The organism is Moritella sp. 36 (assembly GCF_018219415.1).
GTDB lineage: Bacteria > Pseudomonadota > Gammaproteobacteria > Enterobacterales > Moritellaceae > Moritella.
The window spans coordinates 2,835,477-2,850,352 of the sequence record NZ_CP056120.1 but is presented as its reverse complement, the minus strand read 5'-3'; the positions used below and the strand labels follow the sequence as shown (position 1 = coordinate 2,850,352).

General features: G+C 35.9%; 11 protein-coding genes. 9 read left to right on the top strand and 2 right to left on the bottom strand.

Annotated features, from left to right (window positions below; translation table 11 throughout):
• Nucleotides 1-148: 148 nt before the first annotated feature.
• Complete coding sequence (locus HWV03_RS12615) at nt 149-1,273, top strand: GNAT family N-acetyltransferase (protein ID WP_211676221.1); 1,125 nt, start codon at nt 149-151, stop codon at nt 1,271-1,273.
• 7 nt (nt 1,274-1,280) lie between these two features.
• Here HWV03_RS12615 and HWV03_RS12610 read toward each other — a convergent pair whose 3' ends face one another.
• Nucleotides 1,281-3,284, bottom strand: a complete 2,004-nt coding sequence (locus tag HWV03_RS12610) for an alginate lyase family protein (RefSeq protein WP_211676220.1) — start codon at nt 3,282-3,284, stop codon at nt 1,281-1,283.
• Nucleotides 3,285-3,293: 9 nt separating this feature from the next.
• The gene (locus HWV03_RS12605; protein ID WP_211676219.1) at nt 3,294-4,781 is read right to left on the bottom strand and encodes an exosortase C-terminal domain/associated protein EpsI; all 1,488 of its coding nucleotides are present in this window, start codon (nt 4,779-4,781) and stop codon (nt 3,294-3,296) included.
• Between the two features lie 438 nt (nt 4,782-5,219).
• On the opposite strand from HWV03_RS12605, the gene HWV03_RS12600 reads away from it, so the two are divergent.
• From HWV03_RS12600 to HWV03_RS12565, 8 genes are read left to right on the top strand one after another with little or no spacing between them, the layout of a single operon-like run.
• Nucleotides 5,220-6,023: a WecB/TagA/CpsF family glycosyltransferase gene (locus HWV03_RS12600; RefSeq protein ID WP_211676218.1), complete on the top strand. Its 804-nt coding sequence runs from the start codon at nt 5,220-5,222 to the stop codon at nt 6,021-6,023.
• A gap of 38 nt (nt 6,024-6,061) precedes the next feature.
• Nucleotides 6,062-7,045: a sulfotransferase gene (locus HWV03_RS12595; protein WP_211676217.1), complete on the top strand. Its 984-nt coding sequence runs from the start codon at nt 6,062-6,064 to the stop codon at nt 7,043-7,045.
• A gap of 3 nt (nt 7,046-7,048) precedes the next feature.
• Nucleotides 7,049-8,599, top strand: a complete 1,551-nt coding sequence (locus tag HWV03_RS12590) for an MATE family efflux transporter (RefSeq protein WP_211676216.1) — start codon at nt 7,049-7,051, stop codon at nt 8,597-8,599.
• 37 nt (nt 8,600-8,636) lie between these two features.
• Nucleotides 8,637-9,860, top strand: coding sequence for a hypothetical protein (locus HWV03_RS12585; protein WP_211676215.1), 1,224 nt, complete (start codon nt 8,637-8,639; stop codon nt 9,858-9,860).
• Entirely contained in the window at nt 9,857-11,125 is a 1,269-nt protein-coding gene (locus HWV03_RS12580) for a glycosyltransferase family 4 protein (protein ID WP_211676214.1), read from the top strand. The genes HWV03_RS12585 and HWV03_RS12580 overlap by 4 nt, the downstream gene beginning before the upstream one ends.
• Nucleotides 11,122-12,561, top strand: a complete 1,440-nt coding sequence (locus HWV03_RS12575; RefSeq protein WP_211676213.1) for an O-antigen ligase family protein — start codon at nt 11,122-11,124, stop codon at nt 12,559-12,561. The genes HWV03_RS12580 and HWV03_RS12575 overlap by 4 nt, the downstream gene beginning before the upstream one ends.
• Nucleotides 12,542-13,246, top strand: coding sequence for an SGNH/GDSL hydrolase family protein (locus HWV03_RS12570; protein WP_211676212.1), 705 nt, complete (start codon nt 12,542-12,544; stop codon nt 13,244-13,246). The genes HWV03_RS12575 and HWV03_RS12570 overlap by 20 nt, the downstream gene beginning before the upstream one ends.
• Before the next feature lie 12 nt (nt 13,247-13,258).
• Entirely contained in the window at nt 13,259-14,875 is a 1,617-nt protein-coding gene (locus HWV03_RS12565) for an MBOAT family O-acyltransferase (RefSeq protein ID WP_211676211.1), read from the top strand.
• Nucleotide 14,876 lies beyond the last annotated feature (1 nt).

Sequence of the window (14,876 nt, the reverse complement as noted above, 5' to 3'; positions counted from 1 at the left end):
TAAGTGGTTGTATTGATTGATTTTAATTTTCATATTTAGCTCTCGATATGTTTTGTTTTATACCCGGTGTTTTCTATTAATTTGATTTTTAAGCTATTATTTTTTATAAAAGATTAAATAATTTATAGGGCATGATGAGGTGGTTTATATGGAGAACGGAGAAGATAAATCTATCGAAATTAGAGTAATAAAAGAGTGGAGTGAATTCGAGGCTTTGAAAGAGGATTGGCAAAACCTTCTCGAACAATCTGATGCGAATCATATTTTCCTGAATTGGGAGTGGATAGATTGTTGGCGGAAAAGTCAAAGTACGGCGATTAATCCACTTATCATCGTCATTAAAAATAGTCAACAGACCCTCGCCATTGCCCCTTTCTACATACAAGAATACCGATTAGCTAATTTATTAACTTATCAATCTTTACGCTTTGTTGGCGATCAGAACTCTGGCTCAGAATATTCAAATTTTATTGTTAAAGCAGAGAGGTGCCTCGATCTTAAAAGCATGCTTTGGGCGTATTTGCTTAGCCCTGATATTAAACTATATTGGGATTTCATTTGGTTTACTAATGTTGCATCTTGGACTGCTGGAGGTACAACATTATTAGAGTCATTAGAAGCTGTTAAACCCCTCCACTACCATTGCAGAACTGTCGAGTTTGCTCAGGTGGTGTTAGGAGGGCTAACAGCAGAAATACTGCCTAATCTATCTAAGAGCTTACGCACTAATATACGTCAAACTCGCTGTCGATTAGATAAGATTGGACCTTGGCAAGTTAAAGCTAGCCGCGAAGATGATGATATTGGGGAGCACCTTGAGAAACTATTTACGTTACACAATAAACACTGGCAGCACCTAGGTCGAGGCACTTTTCAGCGACGTCCAGAGCTCGTTAACTTTTACCGGAATTTTGTTCCTTTAGCATCACAAAAAGGTTGGTTAAGATTACTTCGACTTGAAAGTGGAGGTGAAGTGCAAGCAATGCAACTTGGTTATGTCTTTAATGACCAATTTTTGGCTATACAAGAAGGTTATAATCCTGATTACGTATCTGGAATTGGCCAGGTATTACGTTATTTTTCATATAAGAGTTGCAAACAGGAAGGTGTACATTGTTATGACTTTCTTGGTGTTTATACAGACCATAAAAGACGTTGGCTTGCAGAAAAAAAACACGGTAAAAACCTTTTTATTTGGCATAGAAAAATGAAGAACCTGCCTTTTGAAGCTAAACAGATTTGGCCAACAGGGCGCTATTTAAAGCCAACATAATATCTTATTAAATCCAAGTGATGACTGTGGTGAATAGTTTGTTTCCACTGGTATTGCCTTTTGAAATCAATGTGTTAATAGCTGTGCGCTGATGGTAGCTACGACTTATCCAGCCTAAAGATGTATGGTCGGTATCTTCATGCCATTTACCGCTAACTATTTCATGAGTTAAGTTTTTGGGCAGGCTGATACTTACTTTATTGCTGTTTAAGTAAAGGGTACAAATGTGACCTTCTATTTTAATATCACTGCAATCTTCTGATAGATGAAAATATAACGCAATAATATGATTGCCTTGAGACTGAATTTTATCCGTTATTACTAAACTATTTCTTTGAGTGTTCAAATCTAAGTGACGTTCATGAATAAGTGGCGATGAGAGTCGTTGGTAACCATTATGAAAACCAGCTACCTGTCCTCCTGATTTAGTGGGATTCCAGAGAGTGCACTGCGCTTGTGCATGTTGCTCCCACATAAATGGGCCTGTCATGACCGACTGATCTACGCCATCAACTTCGATCGTATTATGTGCTTGTGTTTTCCTAAACTGATTACGCCAACGTGGAAAACTATAATAATCGTATGTACCACTATCAATGAATAGATCGTTGCCGTTTAAACGTATCACGAAGCTTAATGCATCGGCATGACCATGAGCAGCGATAGATGTATAGCCTAGCTCTGCGCAATCAAATAAAATACTAACTTGATCATTATTAGTGAGACTACCTGCTTGTAATAAAAAGTAGCCTGACTCTTGAAATTGACGAGAAATTAAATGAGGAACCTCCTGTAAAACGTTGTGCTTACGCTCTATGCGTTGATTGAATAACCAAAATGCAGACTCACAGGGTTTTCGGTAATTGATATGAAATATTTGATTGTCATAAAGGTGGGCAGCCAAATCACAAAGTGCATTTACATCATGGACATGGTTTCCAAGATCAAGCGCATAACCATCGTCTTGATCACCTAGCATGGGATAGTCTTCACCCCCTTGTGCAATTAACGCAATAAATGCCGCCAATTTTTTTAACGTATCTTGGTAGGAGGCAGAAAAATCATCTTTTTGCCAACGTCCAACCTGTGCAGAGAACAAGTAGAGCTGAAATACAAAAAATTGATAGCTGAAGCCGTGCTCTTTTGAGCATCCATCAGCAAAGGTTTGCGCTTGTATTTCAGTTTCTAAAACATTTTTACTTTTATGACGCCAACGATTAGCATTTTTTAACATTGAAAAATAACTACTGGCTATATAGACACCTGCTGCTTCACCAACCAAATGGTTATTCGCAGAAGAGCCTTGTGAAAATTTATTACTTACATCACGGCAATGAAGATAGACACTATTTAATACACGTGCTTTAAAGTCACCAGCAAACAGTCCGGAATCGAGAATAAGATCAATTGCCCACACCCAATTAATCATTCTTATACCTAATTCAAGGGGGCTTTTCCAATTCATGCCGTAACCGTAAGGGTTAGCATCTAACCAGCTTGTTAGTTGAGTAACGACACTTTGTGCATATTTTATTTCACCCGTTATTTTATATGCGCGCGCTAATACTACAAATTGATGGTGTCGGTTAGGCTCCCAAACTAATTTGCAATCGCCATTTTTATTCATGTCACGATAGTTAACTGAGATGATAGCTGCACGACTTGTTTGTTGGCCTGTTGCATGATCTTTATGCCAGTTGATAGGGGTTTCTAGATGATGTTCTTGTAAATCAAAATAACTGAGCTTATGTTGTATGATTTTATCCGCTTTGGTAAGTAGCAATACCTGCCACTCAGGACTAAAGGCTGATATATCACCTATAAATACGTTAAATGGAGGTTGAAATGGTGCATTTTCTTGATAGTTGTCATGAAACTTCGCTTGCGATACGAGGTTCATACTTACTCGTAGATGTTCAAAAAGTGCTGAGGATAACGACGTTACGCGCCAAGTAATTTCCTTTATCGACATCGTTTTAATTCGTTTTATATACCAAGATAGTGCTTGCATAGATTATTCTTATATTGATTTGTTCATGTTGATAGCGTGCGAGCTAAAGAGTGTGACAAAATTAGTCATGGTTTTTAAGGCGCGCGTCTCATTTTCATTACTGTAATCAATTGCAATCGCAATGAGCGTCGCGCCAGGCTGGCCTTTAATCGCGGCTTGAACCTCATGCCACTTAGCTGTTTTTTTATCGGCTATAAAGTGGCTGTCGACTAAGTACCAATAGGCAATTAAACGAGAACGATGGCTGTCTTTTCTGAGCGTGATTAAATTAACCTGCTTAAGAAAGGGGGAGTTTAATAAGGTTGTTTGTTGTTTGACATTGAACCAACGATTTTCATCAAAGAGGGTATTTCCAACAAAAATAATTTCTTCGCCTTGTCTTTGTCGAGCATAATTTGCCAAGTAAACTTGTAGTAAATCCTTATCTTGTAAAAAATAATTAAACTCTTCGCTAGTCGCACCGTGTGAAACAGGGTACCAGTTTTGACTCGCTGCATTATTTAATGATAAGTGCGTATAAGATGGGATTATAGGCAGGGCAAATTTATAATTAGGATCAAAGCGAGAGGGAAGTATTATTGTCGCAGTCGCAAAAAATAGAGTGATGGTCGATACTACGAGTAGATACCATGCACTTATTTGTTGTGGTTGCTTTATTATCTCTTTCTGCTTACCATTTTCAGGAGATTGCTCACCAAAATAGGTGTTTCCTGCAATGATGACAGGTATGAAGCAAGCTGCAAAAACTAACCAGCCGAATGTTAAATGGTCTTGGACGATAAAATGCTGCATCGCGGTTTGGCTTCCAACGATAATGATAGCCGTAATACGGATCCAGTTACTTATGACTGCAACCATTACAGCGAATGTTAAATAAACGAGCGTTGCTGGTCGAGATAGATTATTAATCTGTGCGACAAAAACAGCGTATAAAGCTGATGCTAAAAAGAAACTGAGTCCAGAGCAAGCACCTTCAACCATAAAAATGCCACTCGGTGTTATTAGCTTGTATCCTTCTCTAATTATTTCAAATCCTAATAGATGAACACTATGAAAGCTTACCCAAGTAGATATATCTCTTAGCGGTAGTTGTAATACATTCCAAATAGGTAGTACCAATAAAATCATCAGTAAAGGCAGTAATAGCCTAGTGACAGATTGAAAACCAAAAAAAGAAAGCAATAGCGCTAATATCACAAGAAACAAGCTAAGCATTTGTAGTTGACCAATGCTGGCTAGATTAGCGATCAAGAGTAATAGGCTCGTCGCTATTAGTAGAACTAGACCGAATAGATTACTTTGCGGAGATGAAAAATCCTCTCTTTTTGTCCAAAAAACATATATTGCAAGTGCTAGCCCTAATAGGCCATGGTTATAAGCGCCGGTGCTCCACCACTCCTCAATGAGATTGACAACTACAACTGAATTAACCGCTAGCACAAATAAAAAATTAAACAGGAAAAATGAGATTAGTATTTTCCGACTATAGGCCCTCATAGAATGTCCCTAATATAATCATTTGACTAATACGGTTAGTTATTATTAATACTCTAATACTCAATATTGCCATGCTTGTACATGGCAGCCTCTAAGTTGTTGATAGTAAGCTGAAAACTGCAATTTCAATTTCTTTGTAAGACTTAAATAGTATTTGTAAGAGTAGCGCTGTTGAGTTTAGTTAAGGATATTATTATCCGCATCATTAAAGCATCTGTTTGAATAGTTTGACATCGTAAGAGACTGTTTTGTCAATAATTAATTGTATGAAAATAACTGCGATACGATCATCCAGTCTGATTACTAGCAATGCACAGGCATTGTGACAAAGCTTGCACTATGCTTGTGAGAATGTCATTACATGCAAAGCCTAGTTTCTCTGGAATTAAATAATTAACATCGTATTGAAGTTTCATTTGTGATTTAAGGTGGTTATTAATGTTGTCATTTCAGGACTTAGGGGATTATACCTCTCTTTCTAAATTTGAGGTTTCACAGGAATATGTCAATATATTTGGTATTAAAGTTCACGCCTTAACGTCTGTGCAGGCCTTAGATAATATTGACCGAGCTATCAAAAATAGACAATCACTACACATTGGCATGTTAAACGCGGCTAAGATTGTGAATATGAAACGCAACCCTGCGTTAGATAAGGACGTCCGCTCTTCGAATATGATCCTTGCTGATGGCTGCTCTGTCGTTAAAGCAAGTAAAATACTGAGAAAAACCTTACCTGAACGTGTTGCTGGTATTGACCTGATGCATGGTATTTTAGCGCGAGGTGATAAAGAAGGTTATCGGATATTCTGTTTAGGCGCAACGCCTGAAATTGTGACGAAAACGGTTACTGAAATCGAACGTCAGTACCCTGGGGTGATAATTGTAGGTTCTCAACATGGTTATTTTACTGATAGCGAAGAAGCAACCGTTGCACAGAAAATTGCAGATTCTAATGCGGATGTTTTATTTGTTGCTATCACATCACCGAAAAAAGAAAAGTTTATGGCGCGCTGGAATAAAACCATGTGCGTACCTGTTGTGCATGGTGTTGGCGGTTCGTTTGATGTGCTGGTCGGTAAAGTACAGCGAGCACCGCTTATTTGGCAAAGGTATGGCATGGAATGGCTATATAGAGTGAAGCAAGAACCAGCGCGCTTATGGAAGCGTTATTTGGTCACCAATACCTTGTTTCTCGCAATGTTAGCTAAAGAAATATTTTATCCAAGTAAACCTCTTTAGTCGCTTAAATTAGCTATCAATTCTGACTGATGAAAATTATGCAAAATAAAAAACAACAACTTATCTATTTAGCTGCGGCTAGTCATTCTGGTACGACTATGACGGCAATGTTATTAGGTGCCCATCCTGATTTATGCAGTGTTGGCGAATTAAAAGCAGTACATTTAGGTGATAAGGAAAGTTATTTATGTTCTTGCAAAACATTCGTTGACGAGTGTGATTTCTGGCAAGGTGTAAGTGAAAATATGGCGAACAGAGGGCAAGAGTTTTGCGTTTCTGATGCAGGAACGGATATCCGAACAGGAGCAACGCCATACATGCTCAGATTACTTAAGCCGTTAGTACGCTCTCCAGCTATGGAGAGAATAAGAGATGGTTTGCTACTACTGTCACCAATTTGGCGTCAACAGCTTCCAAAATTACAACAGCGTAACGCTGATTACATTAGCGCTATTGCAGAACAGGCTAGAGCACAAATAGTTGTTGACTCGTCAAAAATTGGTATTCGTCTTAAATACTTACTAAAAAATAAAGATCTTGATATTAAAGTGATTTGGATTGTTCGTGATGGACGCGGTGTCTCATTAGCGTATAAAAACCCTTCGAAATATGCGGATGCTAAAGATCCTCAATTTCGAGGAGGTGGTTCTGGTAAAACTCAAGAAAGCCGGCGAGGTGTTGACGTCGGCGCTCATGAGTGGGTTCGCTGTAACCAAGAAACTCAAGCTGTACTCGCGACTATGGATAAGCGTAAGTGGATTAAAGTACATTATGAAGATATTTGTAATAACACTGAAGAGACTCTTGATCAATTATTTGAATTTATCGGTGTTGAATCAAAGAAAAAACGGTTGGACTTTAAAACTGTAGAGCATCATGTGATCGGTAATGGTATGCGATTGGATGACAGTGAAGAGATCAAACTTGACGACCGTTGGAAAGGCCAACTTAGTGAAGGTGATCTTATCAAGTTTTATCAAGTGGCGGGTGAATATAATGACTCACTTGGTTACATGGAATAACAAATGAAGATCGTTACTGGTGAAGCTAAAAAAGAAGATTTAACCGGACAAGATCGTTTTACTTGGAACTTAATTGTGAGCTGGGCAAGCCAGATTGTACTTATTTTTGCTGGCTTTATTATGCCTCGTTTAGTTGACAATAAAGTTGGGCAAGATTTATTGGGCGTTTGGGACTTTGGTTGGTCGTTTGTTAGCTACTTAACCTTGGTTGGTTTTGGTATGGGGGCATGTTTTAATCGTTTCATTGCAAAGCATCGCTCTTCAGGTGATTTTGTTTCACTTAATAAAGTTGCAAATTCGGCTATTTTTGTGCAATCAGCTTTTTCTTTTGTAACCATGCTATTTACTTTTTTGTTTCATTTTTTATTGCCGATTTATTTCAGTGATGCACTAAAAGAAAATACAGTAATAGCGCAATGGGTTGTATTATTTTTAGGATTAAGTGTTGCGGTCAGGATGGTATCAGGCTCTGCAAGAGGTTTGTTAACTGGGTATCATCGCTGGGATATCCATAATGCTTTACATGCTGGTGAGAGTGTATTTTCGTTAATATTGATGCTTTACGCCTTATATTTTACAGAATTTAGTGTTGCAGGAATGGCTCTCTGTTATTTCATCTCAACAATTATTTTTGAAGCTCTGCGTTTTGTTTTTGTTAACAAAATATGCAAAGAATTTCATTTTAATTTACGAATGGTTAATTGGGCTACGTGTCTGGATATATTGGTATTTGGGGTGAAAAGCATGCTGTCAAACATACCCTCCATTATATTATTGCAAACTATTAGTATTATGTTAGTTAGTGCTATCGGACCCGCTGCACTAGCGGTTTTTGCAAGGCCGATGGCACTAACTAAGCAGATAAAAACATTTATGACAAAGTTTACTTTGATGTTAACTCCGACCACTGGCTCTCTGCAGGGAGCAGGTGACATTAAAGCAATTCAATCTCTTTATATTAATACTACAACACTCAGTTTTGCATTTACGTTACCGAGTTTGGGTTTTATATTTATTTATGGGGATGTTGTTTTACATTATTGGATGGGCAGTGAGTATGCGCTATCACCTCTGGTCATGATTTTAGCTGTAGGGCAATTATTACCTATTGGGCAAGATAGCTCAATTCGTATATTGATGGGGATGAATCAACATGGACGTATTTCTATTTTTGCGTTCATCGCTATATTTATTATTTTCGCGCTCGGGCTTCTTTTTTCAGGTGTTGATAATTGGGAATTGACAACAGCAGCCTTATTGTTCGTTGTACCAATGAATATTGTATATGGATTTATGGTACCAATTTATACATGCCAGCAATTAAAGTTATCTTGGTTAAGTTATATCCACAGGAGTTTTATCAAACCTGTAATATATATAGCGCCTTTTTTAGGATTGATTTTTTGGTCGCGCCAAGCTTTTGATGCTAGTGATAACAGTACTGCATTGGCGACGATTTTCTTTGCGGGAATCGTTACTTGTATCATCTATTTTGTTTATTTAGTTCCTAAAAAAATGCAACGTAAATTTCTCTGTTACTGTAAATTTCAATAATTTTTTTTAAACTATGTCATTAATAAGGCGGCTAAATATGGATGTTAGTTTACGAAAATACCCATATCCTTATAGTGCTATGCTAGCTATTTGTAGTGATTTAGATGAAACACCGAATAAAGAAATTTATTTTGAAACTGTACGATATTTAAATACCACCGAAGACACCTTACTTGGAAAGGGGGTTGGCTTAGAGGTGGGTAATACAATCTATTTTGATATGCCAGAGCATAATTTTTCTTATACGAATACAGATGATGATGGACGGAATAAGATACATAAGTTAATTGAATCTGGTCATATCGATTGTTTGCATTCATTTGGGGATTTTGTTAACTGCCGAAGACGTATTGAGCAATGCTGGTCGGAGATACAAAAAGGGAGTCGTAAAATTGATGTTTGGATCGACCATGCGCAAGCACCAACTAATTTAGATAACGATATTATGCAAGGTCGTGGGGCAATCAAAGGGGCTGAGGCATACCATACAGATCTTACTGTACAAACAGGCGCACTCCTCTTTATTTGGAAGGGGCGGGTGACTAGTATTGTCGCGCAAAATGCAAAACGATACTACGCAGGTCTTTTTAATAAGAACGAAATAATGCAATCGGGTAAAACCATCCTATTAGAATTTATCAAAGGTTGGTTAGCTCGTTTTGGTAGTAAAAAATATGCGATGCATAAAGATAATAAAGTATTACGAAGAACGCGGTTATTAGATGGAACTAACGTCATCGAGTTTATGCGTTGTAACCCTTCTTGGGCTGGTGTTTCTGTGTTTGATTCTGCACGAGGTATTGATCAAGTATTAACCAAAGGAGTGCTAGACACGTTAGTGAAAAATGAAGGCTGCAGTATATTTTATAGTCATCTTGGTAAAGTGTCTTCTGAGCAATATCCGTTTTCTAAAAAAACTAAACGAGCTTTTGAATTATTAGAAGATTATCAGAATAATAATAAAATATTGGTAACGACAACACGACGTTTATTAGGATACAGCCGCTCGATAGATGAATTAACATTTACGGTGAAATTAGATGGAGATGAAATTCATATTCTCCTTTCTACAGCATATTGTGGAGAAGATCTTAATGGTTTGACTTGGTATGTCGAGAACCCTCAACGAGTAAAACTATACATTAATGATAGCATTTTTGAGGGATTACAAATAAATCCGCCTGACGTTCGAAATCAGAAAAGTGTGTCTATACCTTGGACATCATTAACATTCCCTTTTATTAATGAATCATTATTATGAGCCAGAATTTAAGTTTATATATAGTTACTTTGTTGAAAATTTTTTACCGCTGGTTTTTAAGATTAGCTTTAGTTATTTATCGCTGCTTGATGCTATTGGCTAAAATATTACCTAATCGGAAATGCAGCCAAAAAAATGGATTAAACATTTTGGTAACAGGAACATTTTATTCAAATCATTGGCTAAGTACACATTTGAGACCAATGGCAAATGCTAAAAGTTGCCAACGTTTGGTTATGGTATCTGCGACAGCTGTACCTGAAATGAATAAAGTGTCAGGTGTGTACGCACCTAAATGGTTACAAAGAGTAGTAGGACAGGTTGGTGCTAGGTTACTGTATTTTTGTTGGTTAGCAATAGTGCAACGACCTGATGTGCTAGTCGGTTTTCATTTGTTATTGAATGGTCTATTTGTTGCTCTTTTAGCAAAACTGATAGGAGCTAAATCTGTCTATATCTGTGGCGGAGGCCCAAGGGAAGTTGTTGGTGGTGGTATTAGAACAGAAAATAGAATATTTAGTCGTCTAGATAAAGCTGATTATTTTATTGAAGCACAGCTACTAAAATCGGTTAATGAAATGGATTTAGTTGTATCTATGGGGACAAGTGCAATTGAGTATTTTAAGAGTCAAGGCGTTAATACTAAATTTGAAATTGTACCTGGTGGTTTTGATGAACAAATTTTCAGTCCAAAGGTGGAACAAGATAAAGAGTATGATCTTATTCTTATTGGTCGTCTTTCGGAAGTAAAACGTGTAGACCGATTTTTGCATGCGATACAACTAGCTAAAAAAACATTACCAAATTTAAATGCTGTTGTTGTGGGTGATGGGCCAGATAGGAAAAAATTAGAAGATCTCGCTATATACTTGGGTGTTGCTGATGATGTTAACTTTGTTGGCTGGCAGAATGATGTCCATTTCTGGTTACAAAAATCAAGATGTTTTGTATTAACCTCTGATTCAGAAGGACTTTCGCAAGCATTAATTCAAGCGATGATGACAGGAGTGCCAGCAATTACTTCTGATGTAGGTGATTTAGGGGATTTAGTTAAGGATGGGCAGAATGGATATTTAATTAAAAATTTATCTTCTACTTCCTTCGCTAGCGCATTTGTTTCAATATTGACATCAAAAAATAAACTAGTCGAATTCTCAATTAATGCACATAAAAACACAAATAAATTTTCGATTATATCTGTGGAACGTCAATGGAATAATATAAATATCTCATCTCTTATGACTAATAGAGCGGTTGCAAAATGATTCGAGTCACTCTTTTATCTTTACTTATTCTATTCTTATGTGTTTATTCATGGAAGGATTGGTTTAAAGGCACTTGTTGGTTAGTCTTATTTATAGCAATTATTCAACATCCAGATATGCCTAAAAGTATATTTGGTATTCCAGGGTTTAATTTGTGGAATTTACTTTTTATTAATGTGATGTTTTCGTGGTTATCAGATAGAAGAAAAAATAATTTAAATTGGGACATGCCTCTAAATCTAAATGTATTGTTTTTCATTTATATGATTGTAATATTAATATCTGTTTTAAGACTATTGTCAGATCAAAGTGGTTCAATAGCTTTAGGTGAATATTTACCTCAGTATGGAGAATTAACTTTTGTTGTTATTTTTAGCGAGTATATTATTAATTGTTTTAAATGGAGTCTATTAGTATTCATTATTTTTGATGGGGCAAGAACAGAATATAGAATAAAGCTACTCTTATGGGTGCTGGTCGCTGTATATATATTACTATCTTTACAAGTTATTAAGTCAATGGGTTTTGGAGCTCTTACGATCAGTGGAGATGAATTGCAGAGTAAAGCTTTTAAAGTATTATCATCAAATGTTGGTTTTCATCGAGTTAACTTATCGATGATTCTTAGTGGGGCATTTTGGCTTGTTTTTTGTATGAAAGAGTATGTGTCTATAAAGAAAGTGTATTTTATTATTCTACCTATATGCTCGTTAATTTTTGTTGCTCAAGCTTTAACTGGCGGACGAATGGGGTATGTAACATGGGCTATCTTAGGTATTTTACTTTGCTCTTTAAAGTGGAGGAAATATTTCCTATTAACTCCTTTTATTTTAATCGGTATAGGTGCTATAGCTCCTTCAGCTATAGAACGAGTAACTATGGGGTTTAATGATAAAAGTGAAACCATGGATGTTGGCCGTCCTGATTTTGGCAATAAAGAGTTAGATGTTCATGAAATGACTTCAGGTCGTATTTTAGCTTGGCCTATGGTTATCGATGCAATATATGAACGACCTTTAGTTGGTTATGGGCGACTTGCGATGATAAATCAGGCTGGTATATCATTGAAAATGATACCAATTTATGGCATAGGTGATACATTTCCGCATCCGCATAATGCTTATTTAGAACTGCTTTTAGAAACTGGGTTAATTGGTGCAATTCCAATATTTTATTTGTATTATCTATTTGTAAAATATTCACTCTCTCTATTTAAGGATAACAGAAAAAGTCTGTATGTCGTTGTCGGAGGAGCAAGCCTCTCTATTCTTTTATCCTTACTTGTTGCAGCTTTTGGAAGTCAATCTTTTTATCCAAGAGAAGGGTCTGTACTCATGTTGTCTATATTGGGGGTCATGTTAAGAGTTTATGTTGACCGAGATTATTCAGATAAAAGATCAATAAAAAAGGGCAAGAATGAAAATTATAAAAAATAACATTTTCTTAATTATCATTGTCATTTTGTTAACGTTGAACGTTGTTACGTTATATGGAAGCATAATTTTATATGAAAGATTAATGAAGGCTCAGTTAGATCCAACTGGGACTTGGTTTGATATATACAAAAAAAATGTTGGTTCACCAAATTGTTTATTTATTGGAGATTCTAGAGTCTCACAATGGAAAGTTCCCCCTTCATTCTGTAAATCGTTTATGTATGGATTTAGTGGTTTTACTTCAAGTCAAATATTTCTTGCTCTGCCAATGTTGGAAGTACCTGATTCTGTTGACACTGTTTTTTTACAACTCGGTATTAATGATTTGAAGACGATTGGTTTGTATGAAGACAAAGAATATGATATTCGTTCTAATTTAATGAAGAATTTAGATGGGATCGCACTTTTTTTTGTAAAGAAAAATATCAAAGTATATATTACAACCATAATACCCGCTGGGAAAATATCTTATCCAAGAAAATTAATTTGGACTACGTTAGTGGATGAATCTGTTGATGAAATAAATAGATACTTACTTAGATTGAATGTAAAAGGTATCGAGGTAATAGATGTGGCAATCGAATTTAATCAACAGTATGAATTGTATAAAGACGAGTTACATTTGAATAGTAAAGGTTATGAAAAATTAAATGAAGTTATTATTAAGTCATTTAATAATAAATAAAAGGAATTGAGGATGTTGTTCAACAGCTTTGAGTTTTTTTTGTTCTTACCCATTGTTTTAATGTTGTACTGGTCATTAAAAAGAGACTTTAAAAAACAAAATATAATCTTATTAGCAGCGAGTTATTTTTTTTATGGCTGGTGGGATATAAGGTTTCTTTTCTTGATCGCGACAACAACTGTTGTAGATTATAATGCGGCACTCATCATACAGTACGGTATGACAACATTTAAGCAACGTGTACTATCAATTATTTTTCTAGTTGTTAGTGCGATTCTTTTTGGTTTAATTAATTGGCAAAATGAGGTTTCTTGGGGTATTGTCCAGAATGGAATTTTGGTTTTTACCTTTTTACTATCTGTATTAATATACTTATTACCTTTAATCGTAGATTGGTTTAAAGTAATTTCAAGAGATAAAATAGCCCTTAGCTTAAGCATTATCTCAAACCTAACTATATTAGGATGTTTTAAATATTTCAATTTCTTTGTAGATTCTTTTTCTAATCTATCATTACTATTATTTGGTATCGAACCTTCTGTTATTACATTAACGATTATTTTACCTGTCGGGATCTCTTTTTATACTTTTCAAAGTATGAGCTATTCGATTGATGTTTATCGAGGACAGTTAAAGGCAAGTAAAAGTTTATTTGATTACGCTGCATATCTTTCTTTTTTTCCTCAACTTGTAGCTGGCCCAATCGAGCGAGGTAAAACGTTCCTTCCACAATTCCAAAGGATACGTAATATAGAAAATGGTGGTGTAAAACTGGGGCTTTGGTTAATTGCTTTTGGTTTATTTAAAAAAATAGTTATTGCTGATAATTTGTCTATCTTTGTTAATACCGTATTTTCCCCCTATGATAATGGAGAGTTAATAACAACACCTGAAAATGGTTTAATGGTGTTATTGGCTATTTATGCGTTTGCGTTTCAAATTTATGCCGATTTTTCTGGTTATGCAGATATCGCGCGAGGTACTGCTAAATTATTTGGTTTCCAATTAATGATTAATTTTCGTTTACCTTACATTGCAACTAACCCATCAGATTTTTGGCGTCGTTGGCATATAAGTTTGTCGTCATGGTTAAGGGATTATCTTTATATTCCGCTAGGAGGGAGTCGAGGAGGTACGTTTAAAACTTATCGCAACTTGTTTTTAACTATGCTACTAGGCGGTTTATGGCATGGTGCGAGTATTACTTTTGTTTTATGGGGCGCTTATCAGGGGACGATCTTGATTCTATATCGATTGTTCGGTGTCGAGAGTGCTGGTGAACAATCTAAACCAGTAATGAAAGTTCTTCATGTAATTTGGATGTTCCACCTTGTCTGTTTAGGTTGGTTAATCTTTCGCGCTCAAAATGTACAAACAATATACTTATTTTTAGAGGCTATTTTCACTAATTTGTTCATTGACCAAGCTGTCATTGATGGCGTTTCAATTTTAACTTTTTATTTAATACCGTTATTAGTTTATCAGATATTACAAATTAAGTATAAAACGCTTTACCCTCAGAAGGTAATGGCCGCTATTCCTAATTTTCATATTTGGTTCTTTACTATCATGTCGATTCTTGCTTTGAGTAGTAAGTTATCATCCGAATTCATCTACTTTGCGTTTTAAA

Bases quoted from the DNA above. Each gene is read 5' to 3' on its own strand.
- HWV03_RS12610 (WP_211676220.1), bottom strand. From the start codon at position 3,284: ATGCAAGCACTATCTTGGTATATAAAACGAATTAAAACGATGTCGATA.
- HWV03_RS12595 (WP_211676217.1), top strand. From the start codon at position 6,062: ATGCAAAATAAAAAACAACAACTTATCTATTTAGCTGCGGCTAGTCAT.
- HWV03_RS12575 (WP_211676213.1), top strand. From the start codon at position 11,122: ATGATTCGAGTCACTCTTTTATCTTTACTTATTCTATTCTTATGTGTT.
- HWV03_RS12565 (WP_211676211.1), top strand. From the start codon at position 13,259: ATGTTGTTCAACAGCTTTGAGTTTTTTTTGTTCTTACCCATTGTTTTA.
- HWV03_RS12580 (WP_211676214.1), top strand. From the start codon at position 9,857: ATGAGCCAGAATTTAAGTTTATATATAGTTACTTTGTTGAAAATTTTT.
- HWV03_RS12615 (WP_211676221.1), top strand. From the start codon at position 149: ATGGAGAACGGAGAAGATAAATCTATCGAAATTAGAGTAATAAAAGAG.
- HWV03_RS12600 (WP_211676218.1), top strand. From the start codon at position 5,220: ATGTTGTCATTTCAGGACTTAGGGGATTATACCTCTCTTTCTAAATTT.
- HWV03_RS12570 (WP_211676212.1), top strand. From the start codon at position 12,542: ATGAAAATTATAAAAAATAACATTTTCTTAATTATCATTGTCATTTTG.
- HWV03_RS12585 (WP_211676215.1), top strand. From the start codon at position 8,637: ATGGATGTTAGTTTACGAAAATACCCATATCCTTATAGTGCTATGCTA.
- HWV03_RS12590 (WP_211676216.1), top strand. From the start codon at position 7,049: ATGAAGATCGTTACTGGTGAAGCTAAAAAAGAAGATTTAACCGGACAA.
- HWV03_RS12605 (WP_211676219.1), bottom strand. From the start codon at position 4,781: ATGAGGGCCTATAGTCGGAAAATACTAATCTCATTTTTCCTGTTTAAT.